The following is a 15,227-nucleotide window of genomic DNA, read 5'->3' on the forward strand; positions in this document are numbered from 1 at the left end:
TGTTGACTGCAGCAATCGTCAGAACGCAAAGGCGCGAAGCATAGCGCAGCACTCGTCGCATTTCCCGGTATAAAGCTGGTCAAGTGCCTCGACCATGGATAGAATTGCGCACTTTTTGATCAGAGGCGCGTCAGGCGCCCTGTCTCGGCAAGAGACGATCCCCCTACACCGAGGTTAGACATGTCCACCACTACCACGCCAGCCAATCCGAAGGTCGGCTTCGTTTCCCTGGGTTGCCCGAAGGCTCTGGTCGACTCCGAGCGCATCCTGACCCAGCTGCGCATGGAAGGCTATGACGTCGTGTCCACCTATCAGGACGCCGACGTGGTCGTGGTCAACACCTGCGGCTTCATCGATTCGGCCAAGGCCGAGTCCCTGGAAGTGATCGGCGAAGCCATCAAGGAAAACGGCAAGGTCATCGTCACCGGCTGCATGGGCGTGGAAGAAGGCAACATCCGCAACGTGCACCCAAGCGTGTTGGCCGTGACCGGTCCGCAGCAGTACGAGCAGGTGGTCAACGCCGTGCATGACGTGGTGCCGCCCCGCCAGGACCATAACCCGCTGATCGACCTGGTGCCGCCACAAGGGATCAAGCTGACCCCGCGCCACTACGCCTACCTGAAGATTTCCGAAGGCTGCAACCACAGCTGCAGCTTCTGCATCATCCCGTCGATGCGCGGCAAGCTGGTGAGCCGCCCGGTGGGCGATGTGCTCGACGAGGCCCAGCGCCTGGTCAAGGCCGGCGTCAAGGAACTGCTGGTGATCTCCCAGGACACCAGCGCCTACGGCGTCGACGTGAAATATCGCACCGGGTTCTGGAACGGCGCGCCGGTGAAAACCCGCATGACCGAGCTGTGCGAAGCCCTCAGCACCCTCGGCGTCTGGGTTCGCCTGCATTACGTCTACCCGTATCCGCACGTCGACGAACTGATCCCGTTGATGGCCGCCGGCAAGATCCTGCCGTACCTGGACATCCCGTTCCAGCACGCCAGCCCGAAAGTGCTCAAGGCCATGAAGCGCCCGGCGTTCGAAGACAAGACCCTGGCCCGCATCAAGAACTGGCGCGAAATCTGCCCGGACCTGATCATCCGCTCGACGTTCATCGTCGGCTTCCCCGGTGAAACCGAAGAAGACTTCCAGTACCTGCTGGATTGGCTGACCGAAGCCCAGCTCGACCGCGTCGGCTGCTTCCAGTATTCGCCTGTCGAAGGCGCACCGGCCAACGACCTGGACCTGGCCGTGGTGCCGGACGACGTCAAGCAGGACCGTTGGGAGCGCTTCATGGCGCACCAACAGGCCATCAGCTCGGCGCGCCTGCAAATGCGCATCGGCCGTGAAATCGAAGTGCTGGTCGATGAAGTGGACGAGCAAGGCGCCGTGGGCCGCTGCTTCTTCGACGCCCCGGAAATCGACGGCAACGTCTTCATCGACAATGGCAGCAACCTCAAGCCGGGCGACAAGGTCTGGTGCAAGGTGACCGACGCCGATGAATATGACTTGTGGGCTGAACAGATCCACTGACCTGCGTCACAGACTCACCGCTGTACCTTGTGGGAGCCGAGCTTACTGGCGATAGCGTCGGATCAGTTGGCACCTTAACTGACTGACACACCGCTATCGCCAGCAAGCTCGGCTCCCACAGGCGCTTCGCAAACCCGGTAAAAATTGATAAGCCCTGCCTTGCGACAAGATGCGGGGCTTTTTTACGACTATCGTATGGAGAAATCCCAGGACATCAGCACAAGGAACACGCGGCCATGCGTCAGCATTCGGTCATCCATACACCCAAACCGAGCGACTATCAGGAATTGACCCAGGTGTGGGAAGCCTCGGTGCGTGCCACCCACGACTTCCTGCCGGACAGCTACATCGAGCTGCTGAAAAACCTGGTGCTCACCCGTTACCTGGATGCGGTGATGCTCGTTTGCACCCGGGACGCACGCCAACGGATCACCGGTTTCGCCGGCGTTGCGGCCGGCAAGGTCGAGATGCTGTTCATCGACCCTCAACACCGCGGGCAGGGCCTGGGCAAGCAACTGCTGCACTACGCCATGGAACAGCTGAACGCCGATCAACTGGACGTCAATGAGCAGAACCCACAGGCCTTGGGCTTCTACCTCAAGCAGGGCTTCGAGGTCATCGGCCGCTCGGAACGAGACGGCATGAACCAGCCCTACCCGCTGCTACACATGCGCTACAAGCAGCCTGACCTGAAGGCTGGGCGCGGCTAAAAACGGCATGAGGCAAATGGACCCGCGATTAACCGGCGCCAGGCAGGTACAATGCCCACCCTCTTTTTGTTACGGCCCCCGTCATGACTGACCCGATTCGTCTCTCCAAACGCCTCATCGAACTCGTCGGCTGTTCCCGTCGGGAGGCTGAGCTGTTCATCGAGGGCGGCTGGGTCACCGTGGATGGCGAAGTGATCGATGAGCCACAGTTCAAGGTGACCACCCAGAAGGTCGAACTCGACCCCGAGGCCAAGGCCACCGCGCCGGAGCCGGTGACCCTGCTGCTGAATGTGCCGGCGGGCATGGACGTGGACACCGCGATGGCGTCCCTGGGACCGCAGACCCTGAGCGAAGAACATCGCTTCGGCAAGCGCCCGCTCAAGGGCCACTTCCTGCGCCTGACCGCCAGCGCCGACCTGCAGGCCAACGCCAGCGGGCTGCTGGTGTTCACCCAGGACTGGAAGATCTTGCGCAAGCTCACCGCCGACGCCGCCAAGATCGAGCAGGAATACGTGGTGGAAGTCGAAGGCGAGATGGTCGCCCATGGCCTCAATCGCCTGAACCATGGCTTGACCTACAAGGGCAAGGAGCTGCCGGCGGTCAAGGCCAGCTGGCAGAACGAGAACCGCCTGCGCTTTGCCATGAAAAACCCACAGCCCGGGGTGATCGCTCTGTTTTGCCAGGCGGTCGGGCTCAAGGTCGTCGCCATTCGCCGTATTCGCATCGGCGGCGTGTCCATCGGCAAGGTGCCGCTGGGCCAGTGGCGCTACCTGTCTGCCAAAGAGAAATTCTAATTTTCCGGCGCCCCGTCGAACCGGGGCGCCCACTGCCGATTGATCAGGACTGCACACATGATTCACAACGACGTACTGCGCAGCGTGCGCTACATGCTCGACATCAACGACAAGAAAGTCATCGAGATCATCAAGCAGGGCGGCTTGGAAGTCTCCCTGGCGGACCTTACGGGCTACCTCAAGAAAGACGAGGAAGAAGGCTTCGTGTTCTGCCCTGACGAGGTCATGGCGCATTTTCTCGATGGCCTGGTGATCTTCAAGCGTGGCAAGGACGAAAGCCGCCCGCCGCAGCCGATCGAAGTGCCGGTGACCAACAACATCATCCTCAAGAAACTGCGAGTGGCGTTCGAACTGAAGGAAGACGACATGCACGCCATCCTCAAGGCCGCCGAGTTCCCGGTGTCCAAACCGGAACTGAGCGCGCTGTTCCGCAAGTTCGGCCACACCAACTACCGCCCGTGTGGCGACCAGTTGCTGCGCAATTTCCTCAAGGGCCTGACGCTGCGCGTTCGCGGCTGACTTTCGAGATTTCCAGAGCCTCGATCCCAACCCATGACCTACACCGTCTCCCCCATCGGCTTCGTCCGCTCCTGTTTCAAGGAGAAGTTCGCCATCCCCCGCCAACCGCAACTGGCCCCGGCCGCACGCGGTGTGCTGGAGCTGGTGGCGCCGTTCGATCAGGGTGAGGCCGTGCAGGGGTTGGAGCAGGTCAGTCATGTCTGGCTGCTGTTCCTGTTCCACCAGGCCCTGGAAGACAAGCCACGGTTGAAAGTGCGGCCGCCGCGCCTGGGTGGCAATAAGACCATGGGCGTGTTCGCCACCCGCGCCACCCACCGCCCCAACGGCATCGGCCAGTCAGTGGTGAAGCTGGATCGGGTCGAAGCCGGACGCCTGTGGATCTCGGGCATCGACTTGCTGGACGGCACACCGGTGCTGGACATCAAGCCCTATGTGCCCTACGCCGACATCATCAGCTGCGCGTCCAACCACATCGCCAGTGCAGCGCCTGAGCTGATCCCCGTGCAATGGGCGGACGCAGCCCTGTTGCAAGCCCAGGATCATGCCAGACGCCTGCAAGAGCCCTTGGTGGCGCTGATCGAGCAATGCCTGGCCCAAGACCCACGCCCGGCGTACCAGCTTCCTACCGCCGAACGGGAATATGGTGCGCAGTTCTGGGACCTGGACGTTCGCTGGCATTACCCGCAGCCGGGGTTGATTCGGGTGTTGGAAGTCGTTCCTGCGGTTAAATAGACCCCGGAAACGAAAAAGCCCGCACGGCCTTCATCAGGCGGCGCGGGCTTTTTATGGTCTGGCAGCTGGACCGAGTCGCGGCCATCGCGAGCAGGCTCGCTCCCACAGGGTTTTGTGTTGAGTCAAATCTCACGAACAACACAGGTCAAATGTGGGAGCGAGCTTGCTCGCGATGGCGATCTATCAGCCACCACAGATATCTAGGCTTACTTCTCTACAAACGCCCGCTCGATCAGGTAATCACCCGGCTCGCGCATACGCGGCGAAACGGTCAGGCCGAAGCTGTTGAGCACTTCGCTGGTCTCGTCAAGCATGCTCGGGCTGCCGCACAACATGGCGCGGTCGTCCTGCGGGTTGATCGGTGGCAGGCCGATGTCGCGGAACAGCTTGCCGCTGCGCATCAAGTCGGTCAGGCGGCCTTCGTTCTCGAACGGCTCGCGCGTCACGGTCGGGTAGTAAATCAGCTTGTCACGCAGTGCTTCGCCGAAGAACTCGTTCTGCGGCAAGTGCTCGGTGATGAACTCGCGGTAAGCGACTTCATTGACGTAACGCACGCCGTGGCACAGGATCACTTTTTCGAAACGCTCATAGGTTTCCGGATCCTGGATGACGCTCATGAACGGCGCCAGGCCGGTGCCGGTGCTGAGCAGGTACAAATGCTTGCCAGGCTTGAGATCGTCCAGCACGAGGGTGCCGGTGGGTTTCTTGCTGATGATGATCTCGTCGCCTTCCTTCAAGTGCTGCAACTGGGAGGTCAGCGGACCATCCGGCACCTTGATGCTGAAGAATTCGAGATGCTCTTCCCAGTTCGGGCTGGCAATCGAGTAAGCGCGCATAAGCGGGCGGCCATTGGGCTGTTGCAGGCCGATCATCACGAACTGACCGTTCTCGAAGCGCAGGCCCGGATCGCGGGTGCACTTGAAGCTGAACAGAGTGTCGTTCCAGTGATGAACACTGAGGACACGCTCGTGGTTCATGTTGCTCATGTACGGGGACTCCTGGGAATGATGCCTGCGCCGATAATCTGCGCAATTGCATCGCATTCTAATGGCGGCGACAATATCTGTTAAATGGATTATTAAGATAAGGGTTATCGGTTATATAGATATGCGATTTACTCTACGTCAACTTCAAGTCTTCGTCGCCGTTGCCCAGCAGGAAAGCGTCTCTCGCGCTGCGGGCCAACTCAATCTGTCGCAGTCGGCGGCCAGCACCTCCATCACCGAACTGGAGCGGCAATCGAGCTGCCAATTGTTCGACCGTGCCGGCAAGCGCCTGAGCCTCAACGCCCTGGGCAAACAACTGCTGCCCCAGGCAGTGGCGCTGTTGGACCAGGCCAAGGAAATCGAAGACCTGCTCAACGGCAAGTCCGGTTTCGGCTCACTGGCGGTCGGTGCCACCCTGACCATCGGCAATTACCTGGCGACCTTGTTGATCGGCGGTTTCATGCAGCGCCATCCAGAAAGCCAGGTGAAGCTGCACGTGCAGAACACAGCCAATATCGTGCACCAGGTTGCCCATTATGAAATTGATCTGGGTCTAATCGAAGGTGACTGCAGTCATCCAGACATCGAGGTACAGAGCTGGGTCGAGGACGAACTGGTGGTGTTCTGCGCACCTCAACACCCGCTGGCCAAGCGCGGCCAGGCGACCATGGAGGAACTGACCCATGAGGCGTGGATCCTGCGGGAACAGGGTTCCGGCACGCGCCTGACCTTCGACCAGGCCATGCGTCACCACCGTAGCGCGTTGAATATCCGCCTGGAGCTGGAACACACCGAAGCGATCAAGCGCGCCGTGGAATCGGGCCTGGGCATTGGCTGCATCTCACGCCTGGCCCTGCGCGACGCCTTCCGCCGCGGCAGCCTCGTCGCAGTGGAAACCCCGGACATGGACCTGGCGCGGCAGTTCTATTTCATCTGGCACAAACAGAAGTACCAGACCTCCGCCATGCGTGAGTTCCTCGAGCTGTGCCGGGCTTTCACCGCCGGGGCCCAGCGCAGCGACGAAATTGTGCTGCCAACCATTGCCTGAGCCGTTACAGCAGCACCACGCCCCACACCAACGCGATCATCGTCAGGGCGACGAGCTGGGCCGCGCTGCCCATGTCCTTGGCGTTTTTCGACAATGGGTGCAGTTCCAGGGAGATACGGTCGATGGCCGCCTCCACCGCCGAGTTGAGCAATTCCACGATCAATGCCAGCAGGCACACGGCGATCAGCAGCGCCTGCTCGACACGACTGACGTTCAGGAAGAATGACAACGGAATCAGTACGACGTTGAGCAACACCAACTGACGGAAAGCCGCTTCGCCGACAAAAGCTGCACGCAGCCCGTCCAAGGAATAACCGGAGGCGTTGAGGATGCGTTTCAGGCCGGTCTGGCCTTTAAAAGGTGACATAGAGTGGGCAACTGCTCGAAAAGGAGTGGGGAAACTAATTCAAACCTGGTCAAAAAAGCGTGAACCAGAACACTAAGTCTGCGGTGAAATTGACTCAAGTTGTTGCAGCAGCAGGGCTGCCTGGGTCCGGGTGCGCACGTTCAGCTTACGAAAGATCGCCGTGACGTGGGCCTTGATGGTGGCCTCCGACACGTTCAGCTCGTAGGCTATCTGCTTATTCAGCAAGCCTTCGCAGACCATGGTCAACACCCGGAACTGCTGCGGCGTGAGACTGGCCAAGCCTTCGCTGGCGGCCTTGGCTTCCAAGGACACGCTCACCGCTTCGAACGCCTGGGGCGGCCAGCAGACATCGCCGTCCAGGACGGCCTTCACGGCCTTCTGGATCATCTCCAGGGAACTGGACTTGGGTATGAAGCCGCTGGCGCCGAATTCCCGGGCCTTGACCATCACCGAGGCTTCTTCCTGGGCCGAGACCATGACCACGGGGATCTGTGGATATTGGCCCCGCAACAGCACCAGCCCTGAAAAACCATAGGCACCGGGCATATTCAGGTCCAGCAGCACCAGGTCCCAATCGGCCTTCGCCGTCAACTGGACCTCCAGCTCCGCGATACTGGCCACCTCCGTCAACCGGACAGCCGGGCCGAGGCCCAGGGTCACAGCCTGATGCAACGCGCTGCGAAAGAGCGGGTGGTCATCGGCAATCAGGATTTCGTATGTGGCCATTTTTCAAATGATCCTGTTTTTAATGGCAGGCCCGATGCATTCGCGCCTCGCCAAGACAACTCAAGACACCGCCTTGCAGCGGCATCCACAGGGGCACATTCAACGCCAAACTCGGCGTTTCAAACATTGGCGGCGCCCTGGTCGGCGCCAAGCATGCCCAGCGCAGCCAGGGTGGTCAAGCAGCACGGCCGCCACGGTGTCCAGTATGGGCCACTATTGGGCCAATACCGCTTGCGGCGTACGGATAAAGGCTTGCAACTCGGCATGGGCCGGGGTCGACACGTTTACCTCCTGCTGGCCCTTGGCACCCAGGTAATGCTGGCTGAACACATCGAAATAAGCGTCCAGGGCCGACGCGGCATCGCTGTCCCCCGCCAGCTCCAGACACAATGCCGCCACTTCGGCAGTGCACAGGTGCTCGCTGCGGGTTGAACGGCGCAGGCGGTAACGCGACAATCTATCGGGCAGCAGGCTCAGTATCGGCAGTCGGTCGAAATACGGACTTTTACGAAAAATCTTCCGCGCCTCGGTCCAGGTCGCATCCAGCAGGATGAACAGCGGGCGCTTGGAATGATCGAGGTCGACCGTGTGGGTCACCCGCGATGGCTCGACGTATTCCCCCGGAAACACCAGGTACGGTTGCCATTGCGGATCGCCCAGCAGCGCGAGCAGTTGCTCGTCGACGTCGGTGCGCGACCAGATGAACGCGTGATTGTCGCGCACGACGTCGGCAATCAGCCAACCCGTGTTGCTCGGCTTGAACACTTCCTTGCTGGTCATGATCAGGCAGACCCCGGAGCGGGTCTCGACACTCGGACGCCAGGCACACAGGCAATGGCTCTCGATCACTCGGCAGGCGCTGCAACGGGGGGCGCGCCAACCACGGGCCTGGATCGGCCTGATTCCTTCATCGATTCGCTGATCGCGCAGGCGGGCTACGGCGTTAGGGGCGTGATTCATCGTGGGCAACGCCGACAGACAGGAAAACTCGACACGAACGACACTCGGCAGGGCAATAAAGGCCGGCAGTCTACCAGAGCGCACGAGCCTGTACCGTCCACCCTGGCTCCCCTATAATTCCCGGCCACTGAACGCACAGTCATGTGATCGGTCGAACCACCAGTCACTGAACCAGGAGAGTTTCATGCTGCGCCTTATCGTCCCTACCGTTGCCGTTCTGTTGGCGACGTCCTTCAGCGCTCAGGCTGCTTCGCTGAAAGAACTCGAACTGAACAAGATGCTGCAGAATGTCGCCAAGGAAAGTAGCGTCGGTACGCCGCGGGCGATCAACGAAGACATTCTCGACCAAGGCTATACCGTCGAAGGCACCGAGTTGATCAATCATCTCAGTGTGCAAAGCAGCCATGCCCAGAAAATGCGTGCAGACCCCAAGGCCGTGTACTTCCAGCTGGGCTCCACGGTGTGCACCAACCCGGGCTTTCGCAAGCTGATGGCCAAGGGCGCGACGATGCGCTACGAGTTCACCGAGGTTAAGACCAACCGCCCGGTCGCGACCGAGCGCTTCCAGGAATCGGATTGCCCGAAACCCGCCAAGACGAAGAAGTAATCAACCTGAGCTTGCGCGCCGCTGCTCATCGTCGGCGCGCAACTCCGCCACCAGCGCCTGCAGGTAACGCGAGCGCCACGCTCGCCCTCCCAACCGACGACAGCATTCTTCCTCAAGACTCACCCGATTGGCCTGTGCCGATTCCAACAGCATCAAGTACAACTGCCTGTCGAGCTCCAGAGTGACCTTGGTCATTTCTCCCGCCTCCATGCCCGATCCGCTTCAATCCATCACATGGCACCCAACCCTGGGCGTCAAATTGCATTGGAACGCTTGTTATCAGTAAATCAGAGCGGCACGCATCCGGCCGGCAATCTGACGAGCGGCGCGATATTTCAGCGCATGTATCCTGCGGTTGCCAACGGTCACTTTTGAGCGCCATGATCAGGACAGCAAAGATCGGCATGACGGTCTAGATTCAGAAGTATCCATAGTATTTTCATCGGGCAGAAAGAGGCTGCCCGGCCAACACCTTGGCGTGCGATTGTTTTTATCAAAGGGAAAAGCAGAACCCGCTGGATGGCTTGGTCGCCTTGCTGCAGACCGCGTCAAGCCAGGTCACCCTCCAGGCCTGATGCCTGGGCTGACAACGACACACGGAGTGTCGTGGCCTCGATGAATATCTCATCCGGGCCGGGGTCCTGTTAAGAAGGAGAAGCTGAATGCCTTACAAACCGAATGACCTGCTCAGTCGTCATTTTGAGAACCACGGCCACGACCTCACCCGCAAGGTCGAAGAACAACTCAACCTGGTGTCCCCCAACAGCCCCAACCTCCCCATTTACCGAGACATGATCCTGACTGTGCTACGCATGGCCCAGGAAGATCACAACCGCTGGAATGCCAAGATCACGCTACAAGCGCTGAGGGAACTGGAACACGCCTTCCGTACCCTCGAGCAGTTCAAGGGCCGGCGCAAGGTCACGGTCTTCGGCTCGGCCCGAACGCCTATCGAACATCCACTGTATGGCCTGGCCCGAGAGCTGGGGGCCGCGCTGGCCCGTTCGGACATGATGGTCATCACCGGTGCCGGCGGTGGCATCATGGCCGCCGCCCATGAAGGCGCAGGCCGCGACCACAGCCTGGGATTCAATATCACCCTGCCTTTCGAGCAACACGCAAACCCGACCGTTGAAGGCACGCCGAACCTGCTGCCGTTCCACTTCTTCTTCACCCGTAAACTGTTTTTCGTCAAAGAGGCCGACGCACTGGTGCTCTGCCCCGGCGGTTTCGGCACGCTTGATGAAGCGCTGGAGGTCCTGACGCTGGTACAGACAGGCAAGAGCCCGCTGGTGCCGGTGGTCCTGCTGGATGTCCCGGGAGGCAAATTCTGGCAAGGCGCCCTGAACTTTATCCGCGAGCAATTGGAGGAAAACCGCTACATCCTGCCCACCGACATGAAGCTGATGCGCCTGGTGTACAACGCCGAAGAGGCCGTGGAAGAGATCAACCAGTTCTATCGCAACTTCCACTCCAGTCGCTGGCTCAAGCATCAGTTCGTGATCCGCATGAATCACAAGCTAACCGAACAGGCGTTGCAGCAGATGCAGGGAGAATTCGCCGATTTGTGCCTGAACGACTGTTTTCATCAGCATGACTACAGCGGTGAAGAGCACGACGAAGCGCAGTTCAGTCATCTGACGCGACTGGCGTTTGCCTTCAACGCCCGGGATCACGGTCGCTTGAGGGAACTGGTGGACTACATCAACCTGCCGGAAAACTGGGCCCAACCCGCCCAAAAAACCCATCCCCTCACGTGGGAGCCGATCAAGGTAACCTGAGCCCATAAAAAAACGGCCTGCTATCGAAATAGCAGGCCGTTTTTGTTTAGTCATCCATACCGCGACCGCTGAACAAGCGGTTGATCATTTCCATGGAGTAGCCTCGATACGCCAGGAAACGCCCTTGCTTGGCTCGTTCCCGTGCATCGATGGGTAAATGTCCTGAGAACTTGCGGCGCCAGGTGTCCATCAGTTGCTCCTGCCAATCGATACCACTTTCGCGTAAGGCAAGTTCGATATCCGGGCGTTGCAAACCGCGCTGACCCAGTTCCTCACGAATGCGCAAAGGACCATAACCGGAACGGGCGCGATAGGAGACAAAGCTTTCCAGGTAACGGGACTCAGACAGCAAGCCCTCTTCGGTCAAACGGTCGAGGGCTGTGTCGATCAACTCATCGGTCGCGCCGCGCTGACGCAGTTTACGCGTCAGCTCGACTCGACCATGCTCGCGCCTGGCGAGCAGGTCCATTGCGGTTCGCCGCACCGCGACGAGGGTATCGAGTACGACGGTCATCGAATCGATCAGATGTCAGCGTCAGCCAGGTCGTCCGCAGTCTCGCGATTAGCCACGGACTTGACGTCTGCCACCGGGCTCAGCAGCTTGTCACGCAGTTGCTTCTCAAGGGCAGCGGCGACTTCCGGGTTGTCCGCCAGGAACTTGGCCGAGTTGGCCTTGCCCTGACCGATCTTGGTGCCGTTGTAGGCATACCAGGCGCCCGACTTCTCGACAAAACCGTGCAGCACACCCAAGTCGATCATCTCGCCATTGAGGTAGATGCCCTTGCCGTAAAGAATCTGGAACTCGGCCTGACGGAACGGCGAAGCCACCTTGTTCTTCACGACCTTGACGCGGGTTTCGCTGCCGACAACCTCATCACCCTCTTTCACCGCGCCAGTACGGCGGATGTCGAGGCGAACCGAGGCGTAGAACTTCAGCGCGTTACCACCGGTGGTGGTTTCCGGGCTGCCGAACATCACGCCGATCTTCATGCGGATCTGGTTGATGAAGATCACCAGGCAGTTGGCGTTCTTGATGTTACCGGTGATCTTGCGCAGGGCCTGGGACATCAGGCGAGCCTGGAGGCCCACGTGCATGTCACCCATTTCACCTTCGATTTCAGCCTTTGGTACCAGTGCTGCCACGGAGTCGACGATGATCACGTCAACCGCGTTGGAACGCACCAGCATGTCGGTGATTTCCAGGGCCTGTTCACCGGTATCCGGCTGGGAAACCAGCAGGTCGTCGACGTTGACACCCAGTTTGCCGGCGTATTCCGGGTCCAGGGCGTGTTCGGCGTCGACGAAGGCGCAGGTCGCACCGGCTTTCTGGGCCTGGGCGATCACCGACAGGGTCAGTGTAGTTTTACCGGAAGATTCAGGACCGTAGATTTCAACGATTCGGCCTTTTGGGAGGCCGCCGATGCCAAGCGCAATGTCCAGGCCCAGGGAGCCGGTGGAGATGGAAGGAATAGCCTGACGGTCCTGATCGCCCATACGCATTACGGCACCCTTGCCGAATTGACGTTCGATCTGACCCAAGGCCGCAGCCAAGGCTTTCTTCTTGTTGTCGTCCATTAAAGTCCTCACGTAATCAATAAGGCCTGACGGCCAACACCTGTATAAGTAGCCAGTATTATTCCACAGCGTTCGAGGATCGCCTACCCCTGATTTGAGATTTCTACAGCGGCATGTTGCAGCAGCCCCTCTAGCGCGGCCTTCACCGTTTGTCGGCGGACCTCGTCACGGTTGCCTGCAAAGAATCGCTGCTCGCTGATCACCGCCTCTCCAACGCCCCAGGCCAGCCATACGGTACCCACCGGTTTATTCGGCGAACCGCCATCCGGCCCCGCTACGCCGCTGACCGCCACGGCAAAACGCGCCAGGCTTTTATGCTGGGCACCTCGCACCATGGCCTCGACCACCTCGCGGCTGACCGCCCCGACCTTCCCGAACAACTCGGTGGGCACATCCAGCTGCTGGGTCTTCTGGCGATTGGAATAGGTGACGAAACCGGCCTCAAACCAGGCCGAACTCCCGGGAATCCGGGTAATCGCCTCGGCAATCCCGCCGCCAGTGCAGGATTCGGCCGTGGTGACGTGGGCATTGAGCAACTGCAGGCGCCTGCCCAGCTCGGCGGCCAGTCCGGTGATGTCATCCATGGTGCCTCTCCTGATTCCACACAATTGAGGCCTACCGTACACGAGCAACGGCAGCTTGCAAGGCTCGCCGGATTATCGACCCAGCGCCCTGATGTAGGCCTGGCAAGCCTGCAAGGCGATCAATCCGCGGTCACCTTCGTCGGTGATGGCGATAATTCGTTGAGCATGCGCCGGGTCAAGTCGGGCGCGTGGGGCGCCATGATCCAGGCCGCTGGCGGGGGTGGCGGCAGGCACTGCACAACCGGCGGCAACATCGTCGGCGTCGAGGAGGACTGACAGCCGGACATCGGCAGTAGCAAGGCGATCGCGCAGGCGATCCTGATCACGTTGGGCATCGCTCAAGGCTCGGTAATGGGTTTGTTCGCTGGTGGAGAGTTGCTGTTGGAGGGCGAGGCGTTTGTCTATTTCTTTTTGCTGCGACGCGGCGGCTGCCACGGTCAGTTGTTTCAGGATTTCAGCCTGGGAATGGGCCTGTTCGGCCAACGCCTTGCCATAGCGCCAATCCTGGATTTTCCATGCGGCGCTGCTCATCAACAACGAAAAAATCAGGGTCGCGACGGGAAGAAACCTCAGCAACGCCGGATTCATTCGAGCACCCGCAACGCACGCTCATACAGCGCTCGCCGGTCTGCCGCACCGTTCTGGCCGCCATTGATCCGCTGGGTGATGGTCTCGAAATCGCCGGCATCGGCGAGGGGGTTCAGCCCGCGCATAGCCCAGAACCATGCCGCCGAATGGCCGGCCCATCGTGGTTGCTCCAACAGCCCAGGCTCCGCGAGCAGATCTAGGCCGAGGGCCTCACCGCAAGCCCGATAGTTAGCACGTCCGGTAATCTGGAGCAGTCCGCGCCCCCGGTATCTTTGACCGTCACCGTCGGCTTCGAGCGTATTCCCCAGGCGCGACGCCAGTCGGCCGGTATCATATTTTTCAAGATAATCATCGCTCCCTAGTTCCCGTACGTAACGCAGCTGGCCGGACTCATGGCCGACCTGGGCGATGAACGCCGCGACACGTTTAACGCCAATGATCCGATAGCGCCCCATGGCATCGTTCAGGACCGGCGCAAAAACGCCGGCATTGGTGCCGGCGTTCGGGAGGATAAACAGCAACTGGGCTTGCGTGACGGACATGGCCTTCTCCTTGAGGCGATTGAGTTCGTGCCAGCGGATGCAGACACACCTGTAATTGCTCGAACCTCGCACCGCAGCGCAATGACACAAAGGTCTCCATACCTGACGACGACGCCACTTCAGTACGATTTCGCCCCAAGCTCGCTCCCACACAGGCGAGTGGGGTCAGGCCCTGGCATCCAGGCAGGTTGCATTAATCAAGCAGCGATAACTTTTTTCCCGGTCACCGCTGGCGGTGACCTTGTCGATCGACCAGCGACCGCGCATGAAATCCGGCCAGGACGGGTCCAGCAGTACGATGCCCTCGGCGCCGAGCCCCGGGTTGCCAGGGCATTCGATCGTCACCTTGAGTGCTTCGCGCAGCATCCGGCGCACCTCTCCTTCACCGGCAGCGCGGGCGTCATCGGCACTCTGGAAGCGCTGCCGCAGGGTCTTGAACGGCGCGATGCCGCTCGCCTCGACCTGCAGCTTGCCGGCCGCCGCATCCCACCAACGGGTCTTGCAGCCCTGGTATTTCGCCCGGGCGGTTTCATCCAGCTTGGCCGAGATGAAAGCGTGGTCGCCCGGACGGTTGTTGGTCGTCACCAACAGTTTCATCTCGGGCAGGACCTTGCCCGACAACGACTTCGCCTGACCGCGCCGCGCCAGCACATACAGCTCGTTGATCGGCTTGGCGACGGCGTCATAACGGTGGGCCAGGCGCGTCAGGAACCCCATGTCGGTTTCGTTGGATTGGTCGATGTGCTCGATTTTGATCAGCGACAGGTCCGGCGCCACACGGGGGGAAAACCCGTGCCTGGAGGTCAACTGACGAAACAGCGCCCCCAGGGTCGTCGGACCATGGCTGACAGATCGGCGTTGCTTGAATCCAGTCTGATCCGCAGCACTGAACGGCGCGGCCATGGCCACCAGCACCAGTTGCAAAGGGAACAGGAACGGCGTGCGCCGGGTGATGACGAACTCACCTTTATCCACCAGCCCCGACTCCCGATAACCGACCCGTAGACCGATCTTCCCGCCCAGGCTGGGTAACCCTTCGAGCCCCTCCAGGCTAATGGTGAGCGTCAGCTGGTCGGTCTCGATGCCCGCGGCGTCGACATGCTCCCACTTGAGCAGGCGTTCGTTGAGCAGCGCGGCGTTCGCGCCATAAATTTCCACCGTTGGCGTAAAACCCAATGACATGTCGC

At 60.3% G+C, this 15,227-nt stretch carries 19 protein-coding genes; 8 read left to right on the forward strand and 11 right to left on the reverse strand.

What is annotated here, in order from left to right; all coding sequences use genetic code 11:
• Nucleotides 1-180 precede the first annotated feature (180 nt).
• From rimO to tsaA, 5 genes are all read left to right on the forward strand, one after another.
• The gene (gene rimO / locus KI237_RS23895) at nt 181-1,521 is read left to right on the forward strand and encodes a 30S ribosomal protein S12 methylthiotransferase RimO (protein WP_212797325.1); all 1,341 of its coding nucleotides are present in this window, start codon (nt 181-183) and stop codon (nt 1,519-1,521) included.
• Between the two features lie 236 nt (nt 1,522-1,757).
• Nucleotides 1,758-2,231: a GNAT family N-acetyltransferase gene (locus KI237_RS23900; protein ID WP_212797326.1), complete on the forward strand. Its 474-nt coding sequence runs from the start codon at nt 1,758-1,760 to the stop codon at nt 2,229-2,231.
• An 83-nt stretch (nt 2,232-2,314) separates the two neighbouring features.
• Nucleotides 2,315-3,025: an rRNA pseudouridine synthase gene (locus KI237_RS23905; RefSeq protein WP_212797327.1), complete on the forward strand. Its 711-nt coding sequence runs from the start codon at nt 2,315-2,317 to the stop codon at nt 3,023-3,025.
• A 57-nt stretch (nt 3,026-3,082) separates the two neighbouring features.
• Nucleotides 3,083-3,544 carry a YehS family protein gene (locus KI237_RS23910; RefSeq protein WP_212797328.1) on the forward strand — a complete coding sequence of 154 codons (462 nt, stop codon included), beginning with the start codon at nt 3,083-3,085 and terminating at the stop codon, nt 3,542-3,544.
• Between the two features lie 33 nt (nt 3,545-3,577).
• Nucleotides 3,578-4,276, forward strand: a complete 699-nt coding sequence (tsaA, locus tag KI237_RS23915; RefSeq protein ID WP_212797329.1) for a tRNA (N6-threonylcarbamoyladenosine(37)-N6)-methyltransferase TrmO — start codon at nt 3,578-3,580, stop codon at nt 4,274-4,276.
• Nucleotides 4,277-4,482: 206 nt separating this feature from the next.
• Here tsaA and fpr read toward each other — a convergent pair whose 3' ends face one another.
• Nucleotides 4,483-5,262 carry a ferredoxin-NADP reductase gene (gene fpr / locus KI237_RS23920; protein ID WP_003184787.1) on the reverse strand — a complete coding sequence of 260 codons (780 nt, stop codon included), beginning with the start codon at nt 5,260-5,262 and terminating at the stop codon, nt 4,483-4,485.
• A 121-nt stretch (nt 5,263-5,383) separates the two neighbouring features.
• Here fpr and KI237_RS23925 point away from each other — a divergent pair, with 121 nt between their 5' ends.
• Nucleotides 5,384-6,310 carry a LysR family transcriptional regulator gene (locus KI237_RS23925; protein ID WP_063322709.1) on the forward strand — a complete coding sequence of 309 codons (927 nt, stop codon included), beginning with the start codon at nt 5,384-5,386 and terminating at the stop codon, nt 6,308-6,310.
• 4 nt (nt 6,311-6,314) lie between these two features.
• On the opposite strand, the gene KI237_RS23930 is transcribed toward KI237_RS23925, so the two are convergent.
• The 3 genes from KI237_RS23930 to KI237_RS23940 form a co-directional block, all read right to left on the reverse strand.
• A complete protein-coding gene (locus KI237_RS23930; RefSeq protein ID WP_063322710.1) occupies nt 6,315-6,677 on the reverse strand; it encodes a diacylglycerol kinase in 363 nt (120 codons plus the stop codon).
• 72 nt (nt 6,678-6,749) lie between these two features.
• Nucleotides 6,750-7,403, reverse strand: coding sequence for a response regulator transcription factor ErdR (gene erdR, locus KI237_RS23935; protein WP_212797330.1), 654 nt, complete (start codon nt 7,401-7,403; stop codon nt 6,750-6,752).
• 213 nt (nt 7,404-7,616) lie between these two features.
• Nucleotides 7,617-8,363, reverse strand: coding sequence for a tRNA-uridine aminocarboxypropyltransferase (locus KI237_RS23940; protein WP_212797331.1), 747 nt, complete (start codon nt 8,361-8,363; stop codon nt 7,617-7,619).
• Between the two features lie 184 nt (nt 8,364-8,547).
• Here KI237_RS23940 and KI237_RS23945 point away from each other — a divergent pair, with 184 nt between their 5' ends.
• The gene (locus KI237_RS23945; RefSeq protein WP_003198359.1) at nt 8,548-8,970 is read left to right on the forward strand and encodes a quorum-sensing-regulated virulence factor family protein; all 423 of its coding nucleotides are present in this window, start codon (nt 8,548-8,550) and stop codon (nt 8,968-8,970) included.
• On the opposite strand, the gene KI237_RS23950 is transcribed toward KI237_RS23945, so the two are convergent.
• Complete coding sequence (locus KI237_RS23950; RefSeq protein WP_212797332.1) at nt 8,971-9,165, reverse strand: hypothetical protein; 195 nt, start codon at nt 9,163-9,165, stop codon at nt 8,971-8,973. It lies immediately after the preceding gene.
• A 467-nt stretch (nt 9,166-9,632) separates the two neighbouring features.
• On the opposite strand from KI237_RS23950, the gene KI237_RS23955 reads away from it, so the two are divergent.
• Nucleotides 9,633-10,751 carry an LOG family protein gene (locus KI237_RS23955; RefSeq protein ID WP_212797333.1) on the forward strand — a complete coding sequence of 373 codons (1,119 nt, stop codon included), beginning with the start codon at nt 9,633-9,635 and terminating at the stop codon, nt 10,749-10,751.
• Between the two features lie 46 nt (nt 10,752-10,797).
• On the opposite strand, the gene recX is transcribed toward KI237_RS23955, so the two are convergent.
• The 6 genes from recX to KI237_RS23985 form a co-directional block, all read right to left on the reverse strand.
• The gene (gene recX, locus KI237_RS23960; RefSeq protein WP_212797334.1) at nt 10,798-11,265 is read right to left on the reverse strand and encodes a recombination regulator RecX; all 468 of its coding nucleotides are present in this window, start codon (nt 11,263-11,265) and stop codon (nt 10,798-10,800) included.
• A gap of 8 nt (nt 11,266-11,273) precedes the next feature.
• Nucleotides 11,274-12,326, reverse strand: coding sequence for a recombinase RecA (recA, locus tag KI237_RS23965; RefSeq protein WP_003198351.1), 1,053 nt, complete (start codon nt 12,324-12,326; stop codon nt 11,274-11,276).
• Between the two features lie 83 nt (nt 12,327-12,409).
• Complete coding sequence (locus KI237_RS23970) at nt 12,410-12,910, reverse strand: CinA family protein (protein WP_212797335.1); 501 nt, start codon at nt 12,908-12,910, stop codon at nt 12,410-12,412.
• A 72-nt stretch (nt 12,911-12,982) separates the two neighbouring features.
• Entirely contained in the window at nt 12,983-13,441 is a 459-nt protein-coding gene (locus tag KI237_RS23975) for a lysis system i-spanin subunit Rz (RefSeq protein ID WP_249410765.1), read from the reverse strand.
• Nucleotides 13,442-13,494: 53 nt separating this feature from the next.
• A complete protein-coding gene (locus KI237_RS23980) occupies nt 13,495-14,040 on the reverse strand; it encodes a glycoside hydrolase family 19 protein (protein ID WP_212797337.1) in 546 nt (181 codons plus the stop codon).
• Nucleotides 14,041-14,205: 165 nt separating this feature from the next.
• Complete coding sequence (locus KI237_RS23985; RefSeq protein WP_212797338.1) at nt 14,206-15,222, reverse strand: contractile injection system protein, VgrG/Pvc8 family; 1,017 nt, start codon at nt 15,220-15,222, stop codon at nt 14,206-14,208.
• Nucleotides 15,223-15,227 lie beyond the last annotated feature (5 nt).

Source organism: Pseudomonas sp. St316 (genome assembly GCF_018325905.1).
In the GTDB taxonomy this organism is placed as follows: domain Bacteria; phylum Pseudomonadota; class Gammaproteobacteria; order Pseudomonadales; family Pseudomonadaceae; genus Aquipseudomonas.

What these genes read in the sequence shown, in the direction of transcription:
- fpr (WP_003184787.1), bottom strand. Translation starts at nt 5,262, where the DNA reads ATGAGCAACATGAACCACGAGCGTGTCCTCAGTGTTCATCACTGGAAC.
- rimO (WP_212797325.1), top strand. Translation starts at nt 181, where the DNA reads ATGTCCACCACTACCACGCCAGCCAATCCGAAGGTCGGCTTCGTTTCC.
- KI237_RS23970 (WP_212797335.1), bottom strand. Translation starts at nt 12,910, where the DNA reads ATGGATGACATCACCGGACTGGCCGCCGAGCTGGGCAGGCGCCTGCAG.
- KI237_RS23930 (WP_063322710.1), bottom strand. Translation starts at nt 6,677, where the DNA reads ATGTCACCTTTTAAAGGCCAGACCGGCCTGAAACGCATCCTCAACGCC.
- KI237_RS23925 (WP_063322709.1), top strand. Translation starts at nt 5,384, where the DNA reads ATGCGATTTACTCTACGTCAACTTCAAGTCTTCGTCGCCGTTGCCCAG.
- KI237_RS23980 (WP_212797337.1), bottom strand. Translation starts at nt 14,040, where the DNA reads ATGTCCGTCACGCAAGCCCAGTTGCTGTTTATCCTCCCGAACGCCGGC.
- KI237_RS23985 (WP_212797338.1), bottom strand. Translation starts at nt 15,222, where the DNA reads ATGTCATTGGGTTTTACGCCAACGGTGGAAATTTATGGCGCGAACGCC.
- KI237_RS23905 (WP_212797327.1), top strand. Translation starts at nt 2,315, where the DNA reads ATGACTGACCCGATTCGTCTCTCCAAACGCCTCATCGAACTCGTCGGC.
- KI237_RS23900 (WP_212797326.1), top strand. Translation starts at nt 1,758, where the DNA reads ATGCGTCAGCATTCGGTCATCCATACACCCAAACCGAGCGACTATCAG.
- recX (WP_212797334.1), bottom strand. Translation starts at nt 11,265, where the DNA reads ATGACCGTCGTACTCGATACCCTCGTCGCGGTGCGGCGAACCGCAATG.
- erdR (WP_212797330.1), bottom strand. Translation starts at nt 7,403, where the DNA reads ATGGCCACATACGAAATCCTGATTGCCGATGACCACCCGCTCTTTCGC.
- KI237_RS23975 (WP_249410765.1), bottom strand. Translation starts at nt 13,441, where the DNA reads ATGAGCAGCGCCGCATGGAAAATCCAGGATTGGCGCTATGGCAAGGCG.
- tsaA (WP_212797329.1), top strand. Translation starts at nt 3,578, where the DNA reads ATGACCTACACCGTCTCCCCCATCGGCTTCGTCCGCTCCTGTTTCAAG.
- KI237_RS23910 (WP_212797328.1), top strand. Translation starts at nt 3,083, where the DNA reads ATGATTCACAACGACGTACTGCGCAGCGTGCGCTACATGCTCGACATC.
- KI237_RS23945 (WP_003198359.1), top strand. Translation starts at nt 8,548, where the DNA reads ATGCTGCGCCTTATCGTCCCTACCGTTGCCGTTCTGTTGGCGACGTCC.
- KI237_RS23950 (WP_212797332.1), bottom strand. Translation starts at nt 9,165, where the DNA reads ATGACCAAGGTCACTCTGGAGCTCGACAGGCAGTTGTACTTGATGCTG.
- KI237_RS23955 (WP_212797333.1), top strand. Translation starts at nt 9,633, where the DNA reads ATGCCTTACAAACCGAATGACCTGCTCAGTCGTCATTTTGAGAACCAC.
- KI237_RS23940 (WP_212797331.1), bottom strand. Translation starts at nt 8,363, where the DNA reads ATGAATCACGCCCCTAACGCCGTAGCCCGCCTGCGCGATCAGCGAATC.
- recA (WP_003198351.1), bottom strand. Translation starts at nt 12,326, where the DNA reads ATGGACGACAACAAGAAGAAAGCCTTGGCTGCGGCCTTGGGTCAGATC.